The sequence below is a fragment of the Janthinobacterium sp. HH106 genome (genome assembly GCF_001758725.1).
Lineage (GTDB): Bacteria > Pseudomonadota > Gammaproteobacteria > Burkholderiales > Burkholderiaceae_D > Janthinobacterium.
On sequence record NZ_LRIC01000056.1, the window covers coordinates 44232 to 65726 of the forward strand.

The 21495-nt window shown below is 63.6% G+C and carries 23 protein-coding genes; 9 read left to right on the top strand and 14 right to left on the bottom strand.

Annotated elements, in window-relative coordinates:
- The first annotated feature begins 8 nt into the window (after positions 1-8).
- The 4 genes from JAB8_RS21125 (at position 9) to JAB8_RS21140 (ending at position 2777) form a co-directional block, all read left to right on the top strand.
- Entirely contained in the window at positions 9-737 is a 729-nt protein-coding gene (locus JAB8_RS21125; RefSeq protein ID WP_070291298.1) for a c-type cytochrome, read from the top strand.
- Complete coding sequence (locus tag JAB8_RS21130) at positions 734-2008, top strand: cytochrome c (protein ID WP_070291299.1); 1275 nt, start codon at positions 734-736, stop codon at positions 2006-2008. Before JAB8_RS21125 ends, JAB8_RS21130 begins: the two co-directional genes overlap by 4 nt.
- A gap of 75 nt (positions 2009-2083) precedes the next feature.
- The gene (locus tag JAB8_RS21135) at positions 2084-2374 is read left to right on the top strand and encodes a type II toxin-antitoxin system HigB family toxin (protein ID WP_070224988.1); all 291 of its coding nucleotides are present in this window, start codon (positions 2084-2086) and stop codon (positions 2372-2374) included.
- Positions 2352-2777 carry a helix-turn-helix domain-containing protein gene (locus JAB8_RS21140; protein ID WP_083287837.1) on the top strand — a complete coding sequence of 142 codons (426 nt, stop codon included), beginning with the start codon at positions 2352-2354 and terminating at the stop codon, positions 2775-2777. Before JAB8_RS21135 ends, JAB8_RS21140 begins: the two co-directional genes overlap by 23 nt.
- Before the next feature lie 51 nt (positions 2778-2828).
- On the opposite strand, the gene JAB8_RS21145 is transcribed toward JAB8_RS21140, so the two are convergent.
- Positions 2829-3464, bottom strand: a complete 636-nt coding sequence (locus JAB8_RS21145) for an SAM-dependent methyltransferase (RefSeq protein ID WP_070224987.1) — start codon at positions 3462-3464, stop codon at positions 2829-2831.
- 188 nt (positions 3465-3652) lie between these two features.
- Between JAB8_RS21145 and JAB8_RS21150 the strand changes: the two genes are divergently transcribed.
- Complete coding sequence (locus JAB8_RS21150; protein WP_070291300.1) at positions 3653-4438, top strand: head GIN domain-containing protein; 786 nt, start codon at positions 3653-3655, stop codon at positions 4436-4438.
- On the opposite strand, the gene JAB8_RS21155 is transcribed toward JAB8_RS21150, so the two are convergent.
- The gene (locus JAB8_RS21155; protein ID WP_070291301.1) at positions 4435-5322 is read right to left on the bottom strand and encodes a dihydrodipicolinate synthase family protein; all 888 of its coding nucleotides are present in this window, start codon (positions 5320-5322) and stop codon (positions 4435-4437) included. The two genes, JAB8_RS21150 and JAB8_RS21155, sit on opposite strands and share 4 nt — an antisense overlap.
- Positions 5323-5353: 31 nt before the next feature.
- Positions 5354-6169, bottom strand: coding sequence for an aldolase (locus tag JAB8_RS21160; RefSeq protein WP_070291302.1), 816 nt, complete (start codon positions 6167-6169; stop codon positions 5354-5356).
- A gap of 141 nt (positions 6170-6310) precedes the next feature.
- Here JAB8_RS21160 and JAB8_RS21165 point away from each other — a divergent pair, with 141 nt between their 5' ends.
- Complete coding sequence (locus JAB8_RS21165; protein ID WP_070224983.1) at positions 6311-6859, top strand: XRE family transcriptional regulator; 549 nt, start codon at positions 6311-6313, stop codon at positions 6857-6859.
- Between the two features lie 63 nt (positions 6860-6922).
- On the opposite strand, the gene JAB8_RS21170 is transcribed toward JAB8_RS21165, so the two are convergent.
- Entirely contained in the window at positions 6923-7465 is a 543-nt protein-coding gene (locus JAB8_RS21170; RefSeq protein ID WP_070291303.1) for a YaeQ family protein, read from the bottom strand.
- Between the two features lie 39 nt (positions 7466-7504).
- Positions 7505-8386 (bottom strand): formyltetrahydrofolate deformylase, encoded by an 882-nt coding sequence (gene purU, locus JAB8_RS21175; RefSeq protein WP_070291304.1) that lies wholly within the window; start codon positions 8384-8386, stop codon positions 7505-7507.
- Between the two features lie 345 nt (positions 8387-8731).
- Between purU and JAB8_RS21180 the strand changes: the two genes are divergently transcribed.
- From JAB8_RS21180 to JAB8_RS21190, 3 genes are all read left to right on the top strand, one after another.
- A complete protein-coding gene (locus JAB8_RS21180; protein WP_070224980.1) occupies positions 8732-9244 on the top strand; it encodes a phasin family protein in 513 nt (170 codons plus the stop codon).
- 48 nt (positions 9245-9292) lie between these two features.
- The gene (locus JAB8_RS21185; RefSeq protein WP_070224979.1) at positions 9293-9676 is read left to right on the top strand and encodes a general stress protein; all 384 of its coding nucleotides are present in this window, start codon (positions 9293-9295) and stop codon (positions 9674-9676) included.
- Positions 9677-9856: 180 nt separating this feature from the next.
- Positions 9857-10369: a M48 family metallopeptidase gene (locus tag JAB8_RS21190; protein WP_070224978.1), complete on the top strand. Its 513-nt coding sequence runs from the start codon at positions 9857-9859 to the stop codon at positions 10367-10369.
- A gap of 161 nt (positions 10370-10530) precedes the next feature.
- On the opposite strand, the gene JAB8_RS21195 is transcribed toward JAB8_RS21190, so the two are convergent.
- From JAB8_RS21195 to JAB8_RS21235, 9 genes are all read right to left on the bottom strand, one after another.
- On the bottom strand, positions 10531-11124 hold the full coding sequence (locus JAB8_RS21195) for a PEP-CTERM sorting domain-containing protein (RefSeq protein ID WP_070224977.1): 594 nt from the start codon (positions 11122-11124) through the stop codon (positions 10531-10533).
- 349 nt (positions 11125-11473) lie between these two features.
- The gene (locus tag JAB8_RS21200; protein WP_070291411.1) at positions 11474-12019 is read right to left on the bottom strand and encodes a TIGR00730 family Rossman fold protein; all 546 of its coding nucleotides are present in this window, start codon (positions 12017-12019) and stop codon (positions 11474-11476) included.
- A gap of 11 nt (positions 12020-12030) precedes the next feature.
- Positions 12031-12804 carry a hypothetical protein gene (locus tag JAB8_RS21205; RefSeq protein ID WP_070224976.1) on the bottom strand — a complete coding sequence of 258 codons (774 nt, stop codon included), beginning with the start codon at positions 12802-12804 and terminating at the stop codon, positions 12031-12033.
- Positions 12805-12845: 41 nt separating this feature from the next.
- Complete coding sequence (locus tag JAB8_RS21210) at positions 12846-13517, bottom strand: TetR/AcrR family transcriptional regulator (RefSeq protein WP_034758777.1); 672 nt, start codon at positions 13515-13517, stop codon at positions 12846-12848.
- Positions 13518-13655: 138 nt separating this feature from the next.
- Complete coding sequence (locus JAB8_RS21215; RefSeq protein WP_070291305.1) at positions 13656-14276, bottom strand: phasin family protein; 621 nt, start codon at positions 14274-14276, stop codon at positions 13656-13658.
- Positions 14277-14428: 152 nt separating this feature from the next.
- Positions 14429-18067: an EAL domain-containing protein gene (locus JAB8_RS21220; RefSeq protein WP_070224974.1), complete on the bottom strand. Its 3639-nt coding sequence runs from the start codon at positions 18065-18067 to the stop codon at positions 14429-14431.
- 302 nt (positions 18068-18369) lie between these two features.
- Positions 18370-19326 carry an alpha/beta fold hydrolase gene (locus tag JAB8_RS21225; RefSeq protein ID WP_070291306.1) on the bottom strand — a complete coding sequence of 319 codons (957 nt, stop codon included), beginning with the start codon at positions 19324-19326 and terminating at the stop codon, positions 18370-18372.
- The gene (locus tag JAB8_RS21230) at positions 19323-20957 is read right to left on the bottom strand and encodes a GMC family oxidoreductase (RefSeq protein ID WP_070291307.1); all 1635 of its coding nucleotides are present in this window, start codon (positions 20955-20957) and stop codon (positions 19323-19325) included. Before JAB8_RS21230 ends, JAB8_RS21225 begins: the two co-directional genes overlap by 4 nt.
- A 7-nt stretch (positions 20958-20964) precedes the next feature.
- On the bottom strand, positions 20965-21492 hold the full coding sequence (locus JAB8_RS21235; RefSeq protein ID WP_070291308.1) for a hypothetical protein: 528 nt from the start codon (positions 21490-21492) through the stop codon (positions 20965-20967).
- Between the last annotated feature and the right edge of the window lie 3 nt (positions 21493-21495).

A 21495-nucleotide genomic window follows, 5' to 3' on the forward strand; every position in this document is an offset into this window, starting at 1 on the left:
AACTCCCCATGCTACTGCATTCTCCCCGCGTGCTGGTGCTGGCCCTGGCGATCGCCTGGCCCGGCATGGCGCTGGCCGCGCCCGCCGCGTTGCCATCTGGCCACGACAGCCTGGAGCAGCGCATCAAGGCGTGCACGGCATGCCATGCGCCGAAGGAACGCCACGACGCCTTCTTTCCCCGCATCGCCGGCAAGCCTTCAGGCTACCTGTACAACCAGCTGCTGAACTTTCGCGAGGGACGGCGCCAGTATCCGATGATGAACTACATGGTCGAGCACTTGCCCGACGATTACCTGCGCGAAATCGCCGAGTATTTTGCGGCGCAGCACCCGGCCCCGCCGCCGGCCCAGCCCAGCGGCGCCGGCACGGCAGCCCTGGAACGCGGCAAGCAGCTGGTGCTGCATGGCGACGCGAGCAAGAAGATTCCCGCCTGCATCGCCTGCCACGGCCAGCAGCTGGCCGGCGTGGCGCCCGCCATCCCCGGCTTGCTGGGCTTGCCGCGCGACTATATCAATGCCCAGCTGGGTGCCTGGAAGAACGGCATCCGCCGCGCCCACGCGCCCGACTGCATGGCGCAAGTGGCGCAGCGCCTGTCGGATGCGGACGTGGGCGCCGTCTCGGCTTGGCTGGGCACGCAAGTGGCCAGCGCCGACGCGCGCCCCGCCAGCAGCATCGCCCTGCCCTTGCCCCTGCATTGCGGCGGCGTGCCGGGCTCCGGTGCACAGGTGGCGCCATGAAAAAATGGATGATCGCGATTGCCGGCGTTGCCATCGTTACGGCCGGCGCCAGATTCCTGCTGTGGCCGGCGGACGACATGGGTCCGCCCGCCGTGGCCAGCACCCTGAGCCAGGAGCAGCTGGTCGCGCGCGGCGCCTACCTGGCCAAGGCGGGCGACTGCATGGCCTGCCACACGACGCGCGGCGGCGTACCGTACGCGGGGGGACGGGCCCTGCAGACGCCGTTCGGCAAGGTGCTCTCGCCCAACATCACGGCCGACAAGGAAACGGGCATCGGCAGCTGGACGGCCGACGATTTCTGGCGCGCCATTCACAACGGCAAATCGAAAGACGGCCGGCTGCTGTATCCGGCCTTTCCCTACACCAGCTACACCAAGGTGCAGCGCGAAGACAGCGACGCCCTGTATGCGTATTTCCAAAGCGTGCCGCCGCACAAGCAGGAGAATACGCCGCACGCGCTGCGCTTCCCCTACAACCAGCAGATCGCCCTGGCCGCCTGGCGCGCCCTGTACTTCAAGCCGGGCGTGTACCAGCCGCTGACGGGCAAAAGCATGGAATGGAACCGGGGCGCCTACCTGGTGCAAGGCCTGGGCCACTGCAGCGCCTGCCATAGCAGCCGCACCACCCTGGGCGGCAGCGACGACGGCCTGTCGGGCGGCCTGATCCCCGTGCTGGGCTGGTATGCGCCGTCGCTGACGTCCGACGCGGAAGCGGGCCTGGGCGACTGGGACACGGCGCATATCGTGGAATTGCTGCAAACGGGCGTCTCGCCGCGCGCCACCGTCTTCGGCCCCATGGCGGAAGTCGTGCGGCAAAGCTTGCAACACATGAGCACGGCCGATGTGCAAGCCATGGCCGTCTATCTGAAAAGCCTGCCCGGCCCCGCGCAGCCCGCACCACGGGCGCCGCGCGACACGTCGGAGCAAGCCCGGCAGCAACTGGCGCTGGGCGCAAAACTGTATGAGGCGCAGTGCGCGAGCTGCCACCAGGCCGACGGCAAGGGTGTACCGCCCGGCTACCCGCCGCTGGCCGGCAACCGCGCGCTGACGACGCAGTCGGCCGTGAACGCCATCCGCCTCGTGCTCAACGGCGGCTTCGCGCCCGGGACAAAAGGCAACCCGCGTCCCTACGGCATGCCGCCGTTCGGTCCCGTCATGGATGATGCGGAAGTGGCGGCCGTGGTCACGTATCTGCGCGCATCGTGGGGCAATGATGCGCCGGCGGTGAGCGCTTTAGAGGTGAATAAATACCGCAGCGTGCCGCTGGAGTAATGCCGTTTGACGATTATCTCAAATTGAGATAATCTGTAATCACGGTATCACTTCGTCACGGCATCGCTTCGGCATATGCGCATCGTCGCCAACAAGGCTTTGATCGATTTCGCCAGGAAACATCCCCTGGCGGGCGAGCCCATGCAGGCATGGCGCAAGATCATCGAATCGAGGCCTTTTGCCAATTTCGCCGTGCTGAAGTCGATATTTAACGCCACGGATCGCGTCGGTGATTACTATGTTTTTAATATTGGCGGTAACAAGTACCGGATCATTGCGGCCATTCACTTCAATCGCCAATTGCTGTTCATCCGGGAAGTGTTGACGCACAGGAGTACGACGCATGGAAACCTTGATGCATCGTGAGATGATTACAGAAATCACTGTCCACTATCAGGCCTTGTCCAAACTGGTCCCTCTGCAGGCGATTCCTGATGCGCCCGCTTATGAACAAGCTGTCAGCGTATTGCATCAGCTATTGGACGCGGGGGCGGCCGATGAAAAACACCCGTTGGCGGGGTTGGTTGACAGTATCGGCCGGTTGATAGCCGATTACGATCAGGAGCATTTCCCGGCTGCCCCTGTTTCGCCTGCGGCCACGCTGCGCCAGTTAATGGAACAACATGCACTGACACAGTCCGACGTACCGGAAGTCGGCACCCAAGGCGTCGTCTCTGAAGTGCTCAACGGCAAGCGGGATCTGAATGTGCGGCAAATCAAGGCCCTGGCACAACGATTCGACGTCCCTCCCAGTGTTTTTATTGCGTAATCCAATAAAAAACCGGCTCACGCCGGTTCTTTTCATGTCAAACAGCCGTTCTCAGCGGAACTTGCTCTTGTGCCCCGTTTTGAGGTCCAGCGCATAGCGCACGCCGTTGTCCGTCAGCATGACTTCATCGGGCGGTTCTTCGCCGGCCAGGGCGCCGTCGATCAGGGGCAAGCCTTCGCCCTTGCGCATCAGGTCGTCGCAGCGCTCGTACACGTTGACGCAGCCGGTGGACGCCATCAGCGATTGCACGATGGCCACTTTCCAGGCGTCGACGCCGCCGGCGTTGAATTCGCAGATCAGATAGCCCTGCACGCCGCCAAACAGTTGCACCACCAGGCCCGGCAAGCCCTCGTCTTCACCCTTGATCAGGGTCAGCAGCTGGTTTTCGCCGGCCTTCTTGATGGCTGGCAGTTTTTTCTCGATGGCGGCCTTGACCCTGCGCTTGATCAGCGCGTGGTCGACCGGTTCGTCTTCCTTGAAGCTCCAGATGCGCGCGCGGATCTGCGACTTCGAATTGTAGGCGGCGCGGGCGATAAATTGTTTCGAAGAACTCTGCACGATGGCCGTCGAGCCGGGCTTCATTTTTTCCTGCGGCTTGCCTTCGACTTTTTCAATCGCGGACGCGTAAATCCACGATTGGCCCAGCAAGCTCTTTTCCTTGCCCTGTTTGATGGTGATGATCAGCATGTAATTCCAGTAGTGTGAGCGGCGCGTGCCGGTCGTCGTATGTCCAATACCGGCATGATACCTCATGCCATCCTGTCGCATCCTCCTGCATTCCATGCCGCTGCCGGCGCAGTCTGTCGCAGCGCGCTACGCAGGCGCAGCAGGCTCGCATACCATGGCTGCAGTCCAATTCAAAACAGGGAGCAAGAATGACACCGACACTTTTCCACCGCCGCCGCGTCAGCGCCGCGACCGCCCTGCTGCTGGCCGCCTGCGCGCTGGCCATGCCGGCCGCGCCGGCGCTGGCCTCGCCACTGGACTGGATTTCCGGCAACAGCATCCAGGGCAGCGGGAAGCTGCAAAAACAGACGCGCGATGTGGGCAGTTTCCATGGCGTGGCGCTGAACGTGCCGGGCACGGTCGAGCTGCGTATCGGCAACACAGACAGCGTCACCATCGAAGCCGACGACAATATCCTGCCGCTGATCGAGACAGCCGTGGAAAACGGCACCCTGCGCATCCGCCCCGCCAAGCGCAACGCGAATTTCCGCCAGAGCAGCCTGACCATCGTCATCCAGGCGCGCCAGGTGGAGCGCGTCAGCGTGGGCGGCTCGGGCAACATCACGGCAACGGGCTTGCGGGCCGAGAATCTGCGCTTCGACGTGGGCGGTTCCGGCTCCATCAACGCGCGCGAGCTCGACAGCCGCCAGGTGTCCGTGGCCATCGGCGGCAGCGGCAACTTCAAGGCCAGCGGCAAGACCGAGCAGCTGACGGCCTCCATCGGCGGCTCGGGCAATATCCAGGCGGGCAAGCTGGCCGCGCGCAACGTGCAGGTGAGCATCGGCGGCTCGGGCGAAGCGCAGGTATGGGCCAAGGATGACTTGACCATCAGCATCGGCGGTTCGGGCGAAGTCCGCTACTACGGCGACCCGCGCATCAGCCGCAGCATGCAGCGTTCGAGCAGCATCAAGCGCCTGGGTGCCGCGCCGAATTAGGCCGTCAGGCTGGCCAGCACTGCGGCAAGCGCGCGCGTGGCCGCCTCGCCCAGCGGCTGCAGCGGCGCGCGGGGCGTACCCACATCAAAGCCCCGCAGCGCCAGCCCCGCCTTGACGGTGGGCGGCAAGCCCCCTTTCATCAGGCACTGCAGCAATGGCAATTGCTGGAAGAACAGTTCACGCGCCCGCGCCAGGTCGCCCGCCTGCACGGCCGCATACAGGGCCAGCGGCAAGCCCGCATGCAGGTTGGGCGCGGCCGTGCACCAGCCGCGGGCGCCGGCCGCCAGCGCGGCGAAGGCCAGGGTATTGCTACCGTTGTAGAACGGCAACGCTCCCCCGCTCAGCTGCGCCAGCCGGTGCATGCGCTGGATGTCGCCCGTGCTTTCCTTGACCATCGTCACATTCGGCACCTCGCGCCAGATGCGCACGATCAGCTCGGGCGACATATCGATGCCGCTGGTGGCCGGATTGTTGTACAGCATGATCGGAATGCCCACGACGTCGCCGATGCGCGCCACGTGGCGCACGATTTCTTCCTCGCTCAATTTCCAGTACGACACGGGCAAGACCATCACCGCGGCGGCGCCCTGCTTTTCCGCAAAGCGGGCGCGGCGCATGGCGCCCGCCGTGGTCAGGTCGGAAATGCCCACCACCGTGGGCACGCGCCTGGCGACGGCGGCCAGCGAGGTGGCGGCGACGGCTTCCCACTCCGCGTCCTGCAGGTAGGCGCTCTCGCCCGTGCTGCCCAGCGGGGCGATGCTGTGCACGCCGTCGGCGATCAGGCGCTCGATCAGTTGTTGCAGGCGCGGCAGGTCGACGTCGCCGCCATCGGCCGTGAAGGGCGTGACAGGGTAGGCAATGATGCCGTGAAATGGTGTCTGCATGATGTTCCTTCCTTTAATCAGTGTGTGTGGTTCAGGCCAGGCAGTCGGCGTGCTGGCGCAGGGCGCGCCGCGCGTAATAGGCGAAGGTCACCGTGTCGCGCCGGGCCGTGGAAATCCAGTCGTGCGCCTCGCGCGCCAGGGCAGGGGGCAAGGGCAGGATGGTGCCGGCCGCCATGGCCAGCAATTGCAAACGGGCTGCCCGTTCCATCAGCAAGGCCAGCATGCACGCCTCTTCCACCGTGCGGCCCACCACCAGCTGGCCGTGATGGGCCAGCAGGATGGCGCGCTTGTCGCCCAGGGCGCCGGCGATGATCTCGCCTTCTTCATTTCCTACCGGCACACCCGGCCACGAGGGCAGGAAGGCGCAATCGTCGAACAGGGGGCAGGTATCCATGTGCGACACCTGCAGCGGCTGCTCCAGCATCGACAGCGCCGCCACGTGCGTGGGATGCGTGTGGATGATGCAGGCCACGTCCGGGCGCTGGCGGTAGATCCAGCTGTGGAAACGGTTGGCCGGGTTGGGAATACCCTCGCCGTGCACCACACGCAGGTCATGGTCGACCTCGAGCAGATTGCTGGCCGTGATTTCATCGAAGCCCAGGCCCAGCTGTTGCGTGTAGAACGTGGCGTCCTGGCCGCCACGGCAGCTGATCTGCCCTGCCAGGCCGGAATCATGTCCGCCATCGAACAGGATGCGGCAGGACAGCGCCAGGGTTTGCCGCGCCGACCAGGCACTGTCCTGCGTGACGCTGGCCAGGCGCCGCTCGGCGATGGCCACCAGTTCGTCTTTCGACAAGGCCAGGCTGGCGCCCGGTGCCGCTGCTTCATACTGAGTATTGTGTTGCATCGTTGATCCTTCACTCATGCTGACTACGCTTCCCGGCATGCACGGCAACAGCCGCGCAACCCAATCCAAGGAAACTGAGTGTATTTTAGGACACTTTGTGTCATGAGGTACAATAGTTTTTTTAAATCGACCGATGCAACCATGGCTATGCGTCTGAAACTGCTGAGAAAACACAAGGGCTGGACCCTGGAACAGCTGGCGGAAAAAAGCGGCTTGACGAAGAGTTACTTGTCCAAGGTGGAGCGGGGCCTGAGCGTGCCCTCAATCGCCGTGGCGCTGAAACTGTCGCACGCGATGCAGGTGGACGTGGAGCAGCTGTTCAGCGACAGCCACCGGCAGGCGGCCGTCACCATCACCCGCGCCGGCGATCCGGCCAGCGCGGGCGCGATGCCGCCGCTGCCGCATTTCGCCAGCATCGCCGCCGGCGTGGCACCGAAGAAAATGCTGCCCTTCATGGTGTATCCGGCGGCCGATTTCGCCGCCTCCGCCTTCAAGGAACATGCGGGCGAGGAATTCCTGTTCGTGCACCAGGGCGCGATTGAAATCGAGTTTCCCCAGGAAACCGTGCAGTTGCACACGGGCGACTCCGTGTATTTCAACGCCCTGATTCCGCACCGCACGCGCAGCATTGGCGCGCAGCAGGCGCAGTTGCTGGTCATCGTCAGCAACGACGAAGACGCGGCCCCGTAAAGCGGCGGCGCAATGCAAAAAGCCCGGAGCGATCCGGGCTTTTTGCGTTTCAGACAGCCAACATCAGCGTGCCGGCTTCACCGGTTCGCGGTCGATCAGGACCGTGTTGACGCTGTCGGTCAGCCAGATCTGGCCATCCTGGATCGTGCATTGCAGCTGCATGGTGCGCTGCGCCAGCTTGCTCATGTCTTGCGCCGCCTCGGACGGCAAGTTGATCACGGTCAAGTTCTTCGCCCGTTCCAGTTTATTCGCGATCTGCTTCCACCAGATGTGGCTGGTTGCGCCATAGCTGTAGACGATGACCTGTTCCGAACGGCCGCAGGCCTTCAGGATGCGCTTTTCATCCGGCTGGCCCACTTCGATCCACAGCTGGATGGCGCCCGTCAAATCCTTCTGCCACAGGTCGGGCTCTTCCGTATCGAACAGGCCCTTGGTGAAGGTCAGCGCCTCGTCCGCATGGATGGCGAACGCCAGCAGGCGCACCATCATGCGCTCGTCCGTTTCGGACGGGTGGCGCGCCAGGGTCAGCGCATGATCCTGGTAGTAATTGCGGTCCATGTCGGCGATCTGCAGATCGGCTTTGAAAATTGTTGCTTTGAGGGCCATCGTGTTTCTGTCTCGGTAAAGTAAATAGTGAAGTCGGTATCAGCGGAAAACCACGGTCTTGTCGCCATTTTTCAGGATGCGATGCTCGACGAACCATTTCACGGCGCGCGCCAGCACCACGCACTCGACGTCGCGGCCGATGGCCGTCAGCGTTTCCGCATCCATCGCATGGTCGACGCGCTCGACGTCCTGCTCGATGATCGGGCCTTCGTCCAGGTCGCCCGTGACGAAGTGGGCCGTCGCGCCAATCAGCTTGACGCCGCGGTGGTGCGCCTGCGCATACGGCTTGGCGCCCTTGAAGCTGGGCAGGAAGGAGTGGTGGATATTGATGGCGCGGCCGTCGAGCGCCTGGCACAGGCCGGGCGACAGGATCTGCATGTAGCGCGCCAGTACCACCAGGTCGATCTTGTGCGTGTCCATCAGGTCGAGGATCTTCGCTTCCTGCGCCAGCTTGGCCGCTTCCGGCGCACCGGCCGCCAATGGCAAGTGGTGGAAGGGAATATTGTAGCTGGCCGCCAGCTGGTAGAACTCCATGTGATTCGACACGATGGCGGGAATTTCCACGTTCAGCAAGCCGCTCTTGTAGCGGAACAGCAAATCGTTGAGGCAATGGCCGATCTTCGACACCATCAGCATCACGCGCGGCTTGACGCGCGCATCGTGCAACTGGCCATGGAAGGGGCCATTGCGCTGCATGGCTTGCGACAAGTCGGCGAAGTCGCTGCGCAACTGGGCGTCGCTGACGGCGCCGTCTTCCAGCGCGAAATGCACGCGCATGAAGAACAGCTGGGATTCCTGGTCGCCGAACTGGGCGGAATCGAGGATGTTGCAGCCGTGATCGGCCAGGAAGCCGGACACGCGGTGCACGATGCCGCGCTGGTCCAGGCAGGACAGGGTCAGGATGTATTCGGGATGCGTCATGGTCGCGGAAATAGGTAAAAAAGTAAGGCGATGCTCGGCTCAGCCACGCGCGCCGGCCATCGGCTGCGCTGCCGCGAGCCGGCTATTGTCGCACGGCCGGGCCGGTAAGCCGGCATTTTCCACACAAACAGCATGGCTGCCAGCAGCAGCGAGCTAACTGGCGTTCATTTGATCTAACACAAAGGCATCGCGTTTTTGCGCCTGCCAGCTCCCATTCTCGCGCCAAACCGGTAACTGGCGTGGAACCTGGCACGCCATCCGGCGTCTATCTCTTTGCTTGTTTCACCATACGCCGCATCCGGTGCGCCGGATGTTTTCTGGATCAGCTTTTCATTGAGGTAGAACATGTTCACAAATAGTATTTTCCCCAGTCTCAGCCCGGCTCTGAAGTCCCATCTCGAGGCCCAGTGCAATTTCGCCACGGAACTATCGCGCAAGATGTTCGATACGGCGCAGCAATTGAGCGAGCTGCATCTGCGGCTGGCGCAGGACTTGCTGCACGAGTGGAGCAACGCCAGCCAGCAACTGCTGGGCGCGCGCGACACGGGCGAGTTCATGTCGCTGGCCGCTGGCCAGTTGCAGCCAAGCAGTAACAAGCTGCACCAATACCAGCAGCAGCTCGGCAATCTCGTCGCCAACGCCAATGTCGAGATGAACCGCACGGCAGAGAACCACCTGCCCGAAACGAGCCGCACGGCCGTGGCCTTCGCTGACGAAGTGGTGCGCAAGACAGCGGAAGAAACGGAAAAAGCCACGCAGCGCCAGCGTGAAATGATCGAAAAAATGCACGCCATAGGCCACCGCGACGGCGCGGGCCGCAGCCACGATAACAGCAGGCAATCCGATCAGGCGCATTGAGCGCCTGCACAGACCACTTGACCCCCACTCGACAGCAAGGAGAGCGACATGGCTAGCAATCAAGGTAATGAACAGGGCAAAGGTACTGGCAGCAGCCAGAAAGCCAGCGAATCGGGCAGCGCCAAAGGCACGAGCAAGCGCGGTTTCGCCGCCATGAATGAGGAACAGCAACGCGAAATTGCCAGCAAGGGCGGCCAGGCAGCCCATCAAAAAGGCACGGCGCATGAATTCGACTCGGAAGAAGCACGCCGTGCCGGGCAGAAAGGCGGTGAAGCCGTCAGCCGCAACCGCGAACACATGGCGGAAATCGGCAGGAAAGGCGGCGAAAGCCGGCAATCGGCTCAGCGCGCCAATGAAAACCGCAGCAGCACGGCGGGGCGCAGCGGCGGCACGGGCCGTCAGGGCGGCAAGGACGAAGACGACAAGGGCTGACCGGGCTGCGGGACTTGCCGGGCCGAGCGAGCGGCTTAGCCCGGCAACGCACGGCTTGGCGCGCGAAGGCACGGGGCGGCCCTGGCAGCTCCGTGCAAGGGGTGGCGCAGCGCGGGGCGCGGCGGTATGGTACATTCTCGCCTTACCGACACCTCCGCGCCACGTCCCGCCCTTCCCCGCATGCAGCCATCCCTGAAATACCTGAGCGCCTATTCCGAACAAACGCAAGCGCAAGTGCAGCAACTGATCGCGCAAGACAAGCTGGGCGAAGTGTTATTAAAACGCTACCCGAACGCGCACGATGTGCGCAACGACAAATCGCTGTACCTATATGTGCAGGACTTGAAGAATGAATTCCTGCGCAATGCCGAGCCCATCAACAAAGTGGCGTTCGACAGCAAGATCCATGTGATTCAGCATGCGCTGGGCTTGCATACCTCGATCTCGCGCGTGCAGGGAGGCAAGCTCAAGGCCAAACATGAAATCCGCGTGGCGACCATGTTCAAGGAAGTGCCGCTGGAATTCCTGCGCATGATCGCTGTGCACGAACTGGCGCACGTCAAGGAAAAGCAGCACGACAAGGCCTTCTACAAGCTTTGCACATATATGGAACCGCAGTACCACCAGTACGAATTCGACGTGCGCCTGTACCTGACCCAGCTCGACCTGTCAGGCCAGCGCCTGTGGTCATGAACTGCTGCGGATGACGGCCTGCGCATGAAGTCCACGTGAAAATGCCGCCCGGCATACACTGGGCGGCATTGTTCGAGTGCGCTGGCTAGTCAGCATGGCCGCCCGGTAAAACGGGCGGCTTTTTTACAGGCGCGCCGGCATGGCCGGCACCATGTTCAGGCTCAGGCGGCGTTCTTGCGGCGAAGCATGAAGCCAAGCAGGCCCAAACCGCCCAGCAGCATGCCGTAGGTGGCCGGTTCCGGCACGGCGCTCACGCTGGCGGCGATATTGTCGACCTGGAAGGTATGCAAGGCGCCTTCCTTCCACGTTGCCGACAGCAGATTGCTGAAACCCGTAAACGTGTAGTCGGCGAAGGTGTGGCCGCCGCCGAGGGTGAAGGTCTGGCTCACCGTGCCGCCGCCCACCTGGTGGCCGACGAAGGTCACGTCAAAGGAACCGGGCAAGCTCACGAAGTCGGCCAGGCTGATCGAGCTCAGCGAGAAAGCGCCGCCATCGGCACGGCTCAGGGTCGTCGTCGACAGGAGCGTCGCGCCGAGACCGGCCGAACCGGCGTAGGCGAGGCTATTCTGGTGTGCCGAGCTCAGCAGCCCGAAACTGCTGTCGAAGTTGTAGCCGCCTTCGGAGTAGGACTTGAACACGGAACCGAAGTAGCCGGGTTGTTCCAGCGGATCGAAGCCGATGATGGTGGTTTGTGCGTGGGCGCCGCCAGCGCTGGCCAGAATGGCGGCGACAGCGGTCGCTCGCAAGAGGGTCATAGGTTTCAAAATAGCATCCTTTCGAGATGATGAAGTAGCGTGGTTGTGGCAACTTGAAATGGACCGGCACCTTTTTTTTGGGAGTCTGTACAACGCTCGTCGGTGTCCGATATTCCTAACTTTGAACCATGCCAGTAGACCACAGCCATGCTTAAAAAGCATCTTCATTTTCAAAAAAACATGCTATAACTGCAATTTTTTTGCCATATTTTTATTAATTAACTCATCAGGCCCGATCAATTTTCCCATGCGGAAATAAAAAAGCCATGCAGTGCGTACTGCATGGCCCTTGCAAGCGGCAGGGAAAATAGTTGCCTGGCGGCATACGCACCGCCAGGCGAAAACGGCATTACGGCGCGCACTCCTTCAGGCACTGCACCAGCGCGGCAGGATCGGCGTCGGCATTGAGGAACGCCGCGTGCTGCGGGCGGATGAAACCCTGCTCCTTGCCGTTTTGCACGAAAGCAATCAAGCCATCATAGAAACGGTCGACATTGAGCAGGCCGATGGGCTTGGCATGCAAGCCCAGCTGGGCCCATGTGAGCATCTCGAACAGTTCTTCCAGGGTGCCATAACCGCCGGGCATGGCGATGAAGGCATCGGACAGGCTGGCCATCATCGCCTTGCGCTCATGCATGTCCTTCACGATGAACTGGCGCGTCAAGCCCATGTGGCCCACTTCGCGTTCCACCAGCTGGGTGGGAATCACGCCCGTTACCTCGCCGCCCAGGCGCAGCACTTCATCGGCAATCACGCCCATCAGGCCCACTTTTCCGCCGCCATACACGAGCGAAATATTTTCCGCCACCAGCACGCGCGCCAGTTCGCGCGCCGCCACGGCATAGTCCGGCGAGACGCCCGCGTTGGCGCCACAGTACACACATAAAGCCTTGATCACAGTCGTCCCTACCCTTTCAATTCATCGATCGCCGCCTCGACTTCGAGGCGTTCCTTGGCGTCCAGTGCCACGCACTCGGCCGCCTTTTCATACAAGGCCAGCGCTTCCGCCAGCTTTTTCTTTCCATCGAGCATATTCAATGCGCGCGCATATTCGCTGTGCGCGAGCGCCGAATACGGCGTCAGGGCCAGCGCCGTCTTGAAGTGCTGGTAGCCGTCTTCCTTGTTGGCGCCATAGGTCAGCCCCCCTATCATGACGCCGACCTTGTCGATAATTTCCGTATGATAAATCCCAAACGCGATATGCGCTTCCGCATGCATGGGCGCGATCGTCATCGTGCGGTCCAGGCTGTTGCGCACGCGCGCCCCCATGCCCTGCGCCAGCGCCTTGACGACGGAAGTGCCGAGCGCGTAGCGGCCCAGACTGTAGGCATGCCAGTAGTAGCCGGCCGGATTGTCCGGCTGCTCGCTCTGCTGGCGCTCGCAGCGCTCGGCCACTTCCTCGTACATGTCGAGTTTCTGGCTGTCGTTGCCTTCCAGGTGCGTGGCATAGATGCAAGTGGCCTTGTGCGCCACCGCATAACCGGGCACGCCGACGGCCAGGCCCAGCTTCACGGCGCGCTCGAAGTCGCCCGCATGGAAGGCCAGCCAGGCTTGCACCAGCGCAGGGTGCGTGGGAAACGGTTCCACATCGCCCGCATGCAGGCGCGACCAGGCCGCTTCCAGGGTTTGCGGGGTGTAGACATATGCTGCGTCCGGATAGGGAAATTGTTTCCAAGCCATATATCTCTCCTGTAATTGACGACGTGACGCCAACAGCCGCATCAGTCGTTCTTGAGTTTGGTCACATACTCTTCCGACAGTTTGCGAAACAGCAAATGCGTTTCATTGCGCAAATAGGGCCCGATCAGGGACAGCACCTGGTAGCAGCCGCGCGCCAGCGCATCGGACATCGATTGCTGCTCGCTGTACTTGCGCGGATTGCGCACATATTCGTACGACAGCCAGTAGGTGGCGACGACCACCATATTCGTCGCCATGGCGGCCACTTCCATGTCCGACGCCTCGAGCGACTGTTCGCTGCGCAAATCTTCGCACAGCTGCGTGGCCACCTTGATCTTGTGCGCCAGGATCAGTTTGAAGTGCAATTCCAGCTTGCGGTTGCGCGACAACAAATCGTTGAGGTCGCGATAGAAAAAGCGGTAGCGCCAGATCAGTTCGAACATCAGGTGCAGGTACAGCCAGACATCCTCGATATTCGAGCGGCGCCCGTCGGGCACGGTCAGGATGCGTTCGATTTCCGCCTCGAACTGGACGAAGATCGAGTTGACGATGTCGTCCTTGTTACGGAAGTGGTAATACAGGTTTCCCGGCGAAATGTTCATCTCTTCCGCAATCACGGTCGTCGTGATATTCGGCTCACCAAACTCATTGAACAGGCGCAGCGACAACTCCAGGATGCGTTCGCGGGTACGGCGTGGTGCTTTTTGTAGCATGGCGGGCAATCTCTCTGTGTTCTGCCTCAAGCATACCACCTAAGATAGCCGTAATGAAACACCGCGCCCCACGGCGGCGGCGAATAAGGCAGGCAAAAAAAAGCCTGCGCGAGCAGGCTGGAGGAATGCTGCGCCAGCTCAGGCCGGCGATGCTTTTTTCTTCGCCGCCGGCCTGACGGCTGGCTTGCTGGCGGCTGGTTTGGTCACGGGCTTGGTCACGGACTTGGCGGCGGCGCGCGGCACCGCCTTGGCGGTCGTCTTGACCGGTGCCTTGCCCGGAGCCTTGGCGACGGCCGCCTTCGGTGCCGTTTTCGGCGCCGTCTTCGCGGCAGGCTTGGCAACGGCCTTCGGCTTGGCCGCCGGCGCGGCCTTGCCCGACAGGGCCGCCACCTGCACGCTCAAGGCATCGATCTTGGCGTGCAGCGCGGCAATGTCGTTTTGCATGGGCACGCCGATGGTGGCCAGGGCCCGCGCCACGCGCTCCTCAAACACCTGTTCCAGCTTGTCCCAGGAACCGCTGGCCTGCTTGCCCACACCATCGGCCAGCTTGCTGACGCTGCCGCTGACATCGGCCACCTTGTCTTCGGCGCGCTTCTGGAATTCCGTGCCCTCCTTGACCAGCTTGGAAAACACGCGTCCGCCCTCTTCCTGCGCCTTGGCGAAGGCGCCCAGGCCCGCTTGCCAGATCTGCTGCGCCGACGAGCGCACGGCGCTCGCCAATTCCGTGTCTTCCGCCAGTTCCTTCAATTTCTTTACCATCGCCCGCTCCCGTCATGTGAAAGGCCATGCCACTACATGGATGTTTTTATTCTAGAGAGCAAAACTAGAGACGGGAGTCTAATTCGATAGCGAGCTGCGCCCCAAGGTGCGCCAGCGCACGCGGCGGCCGGTCGCTTGCGCGCGGCCAGCGCCTAAGCCGCCGCTTTCACGGGGCCATGCAGCAGCTTGTGCAAGCGGAAGCCTTCGCGGATATTCTCGCGCAGCACGGCGCCTTTCCACGGCTTGGTGTAGAAGCGGTCGACGGCGCCGCGGTTGATGGCCGCCATGATGGGCGTCAGGTCGGCAAAGGCCGACAGCATGATGCGGAAGGTGTCGGGGCACAGGTGCTTGACCCGCTCCATGAATTCGGTGCCGCTCATGAGCGGCATGCACTGGTCGCACAGGATCACCTGCACCTTGTGGCGCGCCAGGATGTCGAAGCCCTCGGCGGCCGTCTGCGCCGTCAGGATGCGGTAGCCGTCCTGCGCCAGGAAGTCGCTGAGCACGTCGAGCATGAAGACATCGTCGTCGACGATCAGCAAGGTTTGCTGCTCTTCGCTGCCATCATCCTGCGGCGCCTGCAGCAGCTTGCCCCCCATCAGCATCTGCTCGAATTCTTCCTGCGGCACGGGGCGGCTGAAATAATAGCCCTGCATCTCGTCGCAGCCGTGGCGCCGCAAATAAGCCAGCTGCGCATCGTTTTCCACGCCTTCGGCAATCACCTCCAGTTTCATGCTGTGCGCCATGCTGATGATGGCCAGCACGATGGCCGCGTCGTCCGGATTGCTCGTCACTTCGCGCACGAAGGCGATGTCGATCTTCAGCTTGTCGATGGGGAAGCGCTTCAGGTAGGCCAGGCTGGAATAGCCGGTGCCGAAATCGTCGATGGAAATCTGGATGCCCAGCGCCTTCAGGTTGCGCAGCACGGAGATGGTCTCCTCGGCATTCGACATCAGCGAGCTTTCCGTCAGCTCCAGTTCCAGCAGGTCGGGCGCGATATCGTACTTGCGGATGGCCTTGAGCACCTCCTCTTCCAGGCCCCCGACGAAGAACTGGATGCCCGACACGTTCACCGACAGGTGCACGGGGCCGATGCTGCTGGCGCCCCACTCGCTGATCTTCTTGCAGGCCTCGTCGAGCACCCAGTTGCCGACGCGCACGATGAGGCCCGTTTCTTCCAGCAGGGGGATGAACAGGGCCGGCGAGACCATGCCGTGGCCCGGACGGCGCCAGCGGATCAGCGCTTCGGCGCCGCTGATGCGCCCCGAGATGATATTCACCTTGGGCTGGAAGAACAGCACGAATTCCTCGTTGTCGATGGCGCGCCGCAAGGCATTTTCCATGTCCAGCCGCGCCATCGATTGCGCATTCATTTCCGCCGTGAAGAAGCGGAAGGCGTCGCGCCCCGCTTCCTTGGCGCGGTACATGGCCGTGTCGGCGTATTGAATCAGCGTGTCCGCATCGACCGCATCCTCGGGGAACACGGAAATGCCGATGCTGACCGTCACCGTCACCTCGTGGCCCTGCAAGTCGAAGGGCTTGCGCATCGCCTCGCGGATCTTGTCGACCACGCCCACGGCATGCTGGGCGCCTTCAGGCAGCACCAGGATGGTGGCAAATTCATCGCCGCCAAAGCGGCCGATGGTGTCGCGCACGCGCAGGCAATCGACGAGGCGGCTGGAAAACTGCCGCAGCAGGTCGTCGCCGATGGTGTGGCCCAGGGTATCGTTGATATTCTTGAAGCGGTCGACATCCATGAACAGCACGGCCACGGCCCACTGGTGTTCGGCCGCCTGGGACAGCGAATGGGTCAGCGAAGCATAAAACTGGCTGCGGTTCGGCAAACCCGTCAAGGTATCGAAATGGGCCAGCTTCATCAAACGCTGCTCGGCATCCTTGCGCTCGGTGATGTCGCGCGCCACGGCCACCAGGATCCAGCTCTGCCCCGAGCGCAGGGTGCGCCGCTGCACTTCCACCGACAGCGGCGAGCCGTCCTTGCGCTGCAGCTGCAATTCCGTCATGGGGCCGCCCTGGTCGCCGGCCAGCAGCTTGTTGTACAGCTCTTCGAGCTGGGATTCGCCCTCGTGCGCGCGGCCCGGCCCCACGCGCAGGAAATCCTCGCGCTCGAAACCGAGCATGCGGCAAGCCGTCTGGTTGACGTCGACGAAGCACATGCCGGCGCGGTCGACGAGGAAAATCGCGTCGGCCGTGGCATCCATCGCCAGGCGGAAGCGGCGCAAGTCTTCATCGAGGCGGATGCGCGCCGCCATGTCCAGTGTCAGCTGCTCGTGATGGCGCTTGATCTCGTCGTACAGCAGCAGGTTGTCGTAGGCGACGGCGATCTGCGCCGCCACCGTCGCGGCGACGCGCTCGTCGACTTCGGAAAATTCATTCGCCCCCAGCTTGTCGACCAGGTACAGCCAGCCGTGGCTGCGTTCGCGCGAAGCGATGGCCACGCCCAGGAAGGAATGCACGGGCGGGTGCGTGTCGGGCAAGCCGAGCGCGCCGGGATCGCCCTTCAAGCCATTGACCCGGTAGGGCTGGCGCTGTTCCAGCAAGCGGTTCAGGATGCCCGTGCGCGGCGCGCTGGCGATGCGCTCGAGGTTTTTCTCGGCGCCGCACGAGGAAAAATAGCTGAGCTTTTCGGCGCCCTCTTCCAGCACGCCGATGCAGGCGTACTTGGAGACGCAGATGTTCTGCGCCACCTTGCAGCCCGCCTCGATCAGGGCGCGCGGATCGCGTTCGGCGCCCAGCTCGATGCCGAGTTCGATCAGGGCCGTCAGGCGCAGGCTCACCGCCTGCAGGCTCGACAGCGAACGCGACAGGCGCTCCGTCATGACGCCCAGGTCTTCGGGAAGCGCGGCCTGGCCCTCGCGCTGGCTGGCCAGCTGCGAAATCTGCTGGCTGCTCGATTCGAGTTCGTCGAGGTAGCCGCTGACCTGATGCTCGATGCCGGCCAGCTTGCCCGTGACGGGAAGCGCCGCCCCGCCGCCCGCGCCGGGCCCCGCCGCCATCTGGGCCGCCGCCGGCATCAGCCCCAGCGCCTCGTTGACGGTGCGCACGATAACCTCGGGATCGGACGGCTTGGGCAGCACCCAGCGCACGCCGCATGCCTGCGCCAGCAGGATCGCTTCCTGCTCGCGGTAGGTGGCCGTATAAAAGATGATGGGCACGTCGGTCAGCGCGGGATCGGCGTGCACGCGCGTGACGAATTCGTAGCCGTCCATGTTCGGCATGAGGATGTCGGAGATGATCAGGTCCGGCCGCTCGGTGCGCAGGATTTCCAGCGCGTCGGCGCCATTGGCCGCCTCCAGCAGGCGGTGGCCGCCGTAGCCCAGCAGAGCGGTGAGGAATTCGCGGTTCAGCACATGATCATCGACGATCAGGATGGTGGCTATGTCGTTTTTAACTGGCGTCGACGGCGCCCCGGGTAAAAAAGACTCCAGCTCCGCCACGAACAGGTCGGGTTCGATCGGCTTGCCGATGTAGCCATTGAAGCCCGCTTCGAGCAGGCGTTCTCGGTCGCCCACCATGGCCAGCGCCGTCACGGCCAAGGCAGGAATCTTGCGCAGCAGCGGGTCTTTCTTCAGCTCCGCCACGACGCCATAGCCATCGAGCTTGGGCAAATGCACATCGCAAATGATCAGGTCGGGCAATTCGCTGCGCGCCATGCGCACGCCCTCTTCACCATCATAGGCGGCCAGCGGCGTGTACCCGAAGGCACGCAGCAAATACACCATCAATTCCATATTGGTGGCGTTATCTTCGATAATCAGTATACGTGCGGACAATTAGCGCCCCCAATAAAAACTGCATGGACTCATTTTCTGCCTGCGTTCAACTTTCCGCTTGCGCAGCCAACATAACAATCCTACAACATCTTGCCATATATCCAGAGAAATAGGTGGCCGTCGTCAGGCTGCGGAACGGGGCAAGCGGCCTCAAGAACAAATTTCCACCGCCTGTCTTCCGATGCTAGCTTAATACAGTACGCCAGTGGAAAACAGCATTATCTGCCCCTTGCGTTGTTAAACAGGGGCAACAGCAGAGTCAAAACAGACAGTCTTGCCATGCAGACAAAACACAACAGGACTCAGGCGAAATGGGGGGCCGAAGGGGGCTGGGTGACTTCGTTCTTGATAGTGATTTCTGCCAGCAGCCGGCGCAGCACGCGCGCGTCGCTGGCCAGCGCCACGTGGCCGATGCCGCCAAAGGCGAGATTGCGCGCGCCCGGCAACTGCGCGGACGCTTGCGGCGCGACGATATTGTCGTGATGCGAATACATCGACGTGATCAGCGCGCGCGTTTCCGTCGTCTCGCTGGCGGCCAGCTGCGCCAGCCAGCCGCTGGGCGCATCGTCAATGCGGCTCATCTGCCGCGCATTCGTCCCCGCCGCCAGGTTGGCCAGCGCCGTGCCGTGGTGGGGCGTGCCGATGGTGAGGATGCGCGCCACGCGGGCCGCGCCGTAACGTCGCAGCCAGGCGCGCGCCACCAGGCCGCCCATGCTGTGGGCGACGATAATGACGCGGTCGCTGCCCGTGCGCGCGCACAACGCCTCGATCGCTTGCTCGACCTGCGGCACGAAGTCTTCGATGTCGGCGCCTATCGGCTCCAGGTCGACGCCGTCGTGCGCGATGCCGGCGCGCGCCAGCTGCCGGCTCAGCTGCGTCCAGTAGCCGCGGTTGCACACATAGCCGTGCACCAGCAGCACCGGCAGACCCTGGCCAGCGACGTTGTCGGCCGCATGCAGGCGCGGACGCAGCATGTCCCACGACGAGGACCGCAGGGTAGCGCGCAGCTCGCCGAAAAACAGGCGCGCGGCACCCCCGGCACCCAACTGATATTGCTCTGGTACGGGGCTGCCCAGGCGCCGGCTCTGCCAGAAATTGCGCGCCACGATCAGCGCGCGCACGGCCAGCAGCATGGCGCCCGCCAGCAGCAGGGCCATGGCGGGCGAGGCGACGCCCCACGCGTGCATGGCCAGGTACGCCAACCCCAGCACGGCCAGCACCTGCAGCAGCATCAGCCACTTGAGGATGCGCGCGATCATGCAGCGCCTGCAAGGGGAACGGGCGCCGGCTTGCCCGTTAATTGCTGCGCCAGCCCGCTGGCCAGGCGCGCGGCCAGCGCATAGATCGTCAGTTGCGGATTGGCGCCTATCGACGTGGGAAACAGCGAGCCGTCGTGCACGGACAGGTTGCGCACGCCGTGGTAGCGGCCGTCGGCGCCCGTCACGCCCAGGCGCGCATCGTCCGACATGGCGCAGCCGCCCATCACGTGGGCCGATACCACGCGCGCCAGCAGCGCCTGCATCGGCAAATCGCCGATGGCCCGCTTCGCCTGCGTCCAGCTCGTGTAGTGGCTGGCCATCTCGTGCACGGGATACACGGTCCTGGCGCCGGCGGCGAACTGGATTTCCGCCATCGACAGCAGCGCGCGCCGCACGCCATCCCAGATGAACGGCGTGAGCGGATAGTCGAGCACGGGCGCGCCGAAGCTGTCGATGGAGACGCTGCCGCCGACCGCCTCATGGTGAAAGCCGTCGCGCAGCAGCGCCAGCAAGGCGTGCGCATGGGGGAAGTCGCGCATGGTGCGCGCATGCTCGTCGCCGAAGCCGCCCATGGTGGTGGCCATCAGCAGCGGGTGCAAAGGCGGCGCTTCGAGCTTGTAGCCGATGGGGCCGTCGATGGGCGCCGTGTGCAGGAAATGGTCGGAATAAATCGTCTGCGGCGCGCCCGCGTAGGCGTCGACGCGCTGCGGGAACAGGCCCGCCGACACCACGGTCGGATGCAGGAAAGTGCGCCGGCCCAGCAAGCCGTGCGGGTCGGGCGCCTGCGAGCGCAGCAGCAGGGCCGGCGAATTGATGGCGCCGCCGGCCAGCACAAAATGTTTCGCGCGCAGCGTCAGGCGCACGCCCGTGGGTACTTGCCCGGCCGCGTCCAGCGCAGTGACTTGCAGGCTGTCGATGCGCTCGCCCTTGAAGCTGAAACGCTCGGCGCGCGCATGCACGAGCAACCCCGCGCCCAGCGCCAGCGCCGACGGAATCGTCGTCACCAGCATCGACTGCTTGGCGTTGGTCGGGCAGCCCATGCCGCAGTAGCCGAGATTCCAGCAGCCGTTCACGTTGCGCCGGATGGCGGCCGTCGGAATCCCCAGCGCCGCGGCGCCACGGCGCAATAAATCGTTGTTTTCGTTGGGCGGCGCGGCCCAGTCGCTCACGTGCAGGCGTTTTTCCATCATGGCGAACCACGGCGCCATGGCGTCCACCGAATAGCCGGACAAGCCGAAATGCCGGCGCCAGTATTCGAGCGTGCCGGACGGTGTGCGAAAACTCGAAGTCCAGTTGACGGTGGTCGAACCGCCCACCGTACGCCCCTGCAGGATATTGATCGCCTTGTCGCGCGTCTTGCGCGCGGCCGATTCCTGGTACAGCGCGGGATAGGCCTGCGCTTCGCGCATCTTGAAGTCCTTCGAAGACTTCAAGCCGCCCTCTTCGACCATCAAGACTTTCAAGCCGGCCAGCGCGAGGATTTCCGCCGTCACGCCGCCGCCGGCGCCGCTGCCGATGACGACGACGTCCGCTTCCAGGGTGCGGTCGGTACCCAGGGTGCTGGCGTCGGTGACGTTCCAGCCTGCCGCAATGCCGGCGGCGATGGGATCAGGAATGGGGGATGTGCTCATGGATGCCTTATGCGCTCAGTTCGGGCAGCGGTCCCGGATAGCCGATGGCGGCCCAGTGGGCGGCATCGGCGTACCAGGCGCCGAGGATCAGGTCATGCAGGGCCAGATAGGCCGTCTGCAGGGTGGCCAGGCGGTGCGTGCGCCACGCCTGCAGAAAGGCGGCCACCTGGGCCGGATCGGCTGCGTGCCAGCCACCTGTTACACCTGCGACGAAGCGCCGCGCGGGCGCCAGCGCCAGCAAGCCGAACAGGTCCTGCACTTCCTGCTGCGCCGCCAGGGGCAAGCCATGGATGGCCGTGTCCACGCCGGCGATGGCGCCATCGAGCGCCGCGGCCCGCGCGGGGGTTTCCTGCGGCAGCGCGCTGCCCAGCATGGCCGGCACGATGGCCGCCAGCGCAGCGCGCGCTTCGCCGTCGAGCACGAAACGGCCAGGAGGCGCCGGCCCGCGCACCAGGCGGTAGGCGGCGCCGCCGGCGGCCAGCGCACAGGCGCCCAACACGCCCAGTTTCAAAAACGATCTGCGTCGCATTCCCATGTC

What these genes read in the sequence shown, in the direction of transcription:
- JAB8_RS21125 (WP_070291298.1), top strand. Translation starts at nt 9, where the DNA reads ATGCTACTGCATTCTCCCCGCGTGCTGGTGCTGGCCCTGGCGATCGCC.
- JAB8_RS21130 (WP_070291299.1), top strand. Translation starts at nt 734, where the DNA reads ATGAAAAAATGGATGATCGCGATTGCCGGCGTTGCCATCGTTACGGCC.
- JAB8_RS21135 (WP_070224988.1), top strand. Translation starts at nt 2,084, where the DNA reads ATGCGCATCGTCGCCAACAAGGCTTTGATCGATTTCGCCAGGAAACAT.
- JAB8_RS21140 (WP_083287837.1), top strand. Translation starts at nt 2,352, where the DNA reads ATGGAAACCTTGATGCATCGTGAGATGATTACAGAAATCACTGTCCAC.
- JAB8_RS21145 (WP_070224987.1), bottom strand. Translation starts at nt 3,464, where the DNA reads ATGCTGATCATCACCATCAAACAGGGCAAGGAAAAGAGCTTGCTGGGC.
- JAB8_RS21150 (WP_070291300.1), top strand. Translation starts at nt 3,653, where the DNA reads ATGACACCGACACTTTTCCACCGCCGCCGCGTCAGCGCCGCGACCGCC.
- JAB8_RS21155 (WP_070291301.1), bottom strand. Translation starts at nt 5,322, where the DNA reads ATGCAGACACCATTTCACGGCATCATTGCCTACCCTGTCACGCCCTTC.
- JAB8_RS21160 (WP_070291302.1), bottom strand. Translation starts at nt 6,169, where the DNA reads ATGCAACACAATACTCAGTATGAAGCAGCGGCACCGGGCGCCAGCCTG.
- JAB8_RS21165 (WP_070224983.1), top strand. Translation starts at nt 6,311, where the DNA reads ATGGCTATGCGTCTGAAACTGCTGAGAAAACACAAGGGCTGGACCCTG.
- JAB8_RS21170 (WP_070291303.1), bottom strand. Translation starts at nt 7,465, where the DNA reads ATGGCCCTCAAAGCAACAATTTTCAAAGCCGATCTGCAGATCGCCGAC.
- purU (WP_070291304.1), bottom strand. Translation starts at nt 8,386, where the DNA reads ATGACGCATCCCGAATACATCCTGACCCTGTCCTGCCTGGACCAGCGC.
- JAB8_RS21180 (WP_070224980.1), top strand. Translation starts at nt 8,732, where the DNA reads ATGTTCACAAATAGTATTTTCCCCAGTCTCAGCCCGGCTCTGAAGTCC.
- JAB8_RS21185 (WP_070224979.1), top strand. Translation starts at nt 9,293, where the DNA reads ATGGCTAGCAATCAAGGTAATGAACAGGGCAAAGGTACTGGCAGCAGC.
- JAB8_RS21190 (WP_070224978.1), top strand. Translation starts at nt 9,857, where the DNA reads ATGCAGCCATCCCTGAAATACCTGAGCGCCTATTCCGAACAAACGCAA.
- JAB8_RS21195 (WP_070224977.1), bottom strand. Translation starts at nt 11,124, where the DNA reads ATGACCCTCTTGCGAGCGACCGCTGTCGCCGCCATTCTGGCCAGCGCT.
- JAB8_RS21205 (WP_070224976.1), bottom strand. Translation starts at nt 12,804, where the DNA reads ATGGCTTGGAAACAATTTCCCTATCCGGACGCAGCATATGTCTACACC.
- JAB8_RS21210 (WP_034758777.1), bottom strand. Translation starts at nt 13,517, where the DNA reads ATGCTACAAAAAGCACCACGCCGTACCCGCGAACGCATCCTGGAGTTG.
- JAB8_RS21215 (WP_070291305.1), bottom strand. Translation starts at nt 14,276, where the DNA reads ATGGTAAAGAAATTGAAGGAACTGGCGGAAGACACGGAATTGGCGAGC.
- JAB8_RS21225 (WP_070291306.1), bottom strand. Translation starts at nt 19,326, where the DNA reads ATGATCGCGCGCATCCTCAAGTGGCTGATGCTGCTGCAGGTGCTGGCC.
- JAB8_RS21230 (WP_070291307.1), bottom strand. Translation starts at nt 20,957, where the DNA reads ATGAGCACATCCCCCATTCCTGATCCCATCGCCGCCGGCATTGCGGCA.
- JAB8_RS21235 (WP_070291308.1), bottom strand. Translation starts at nt 21,492, where the DNA reads ATGGGAATGCGACGCAGATCGTTTTTGAAACTGGGCGTGTTGGGCGCC.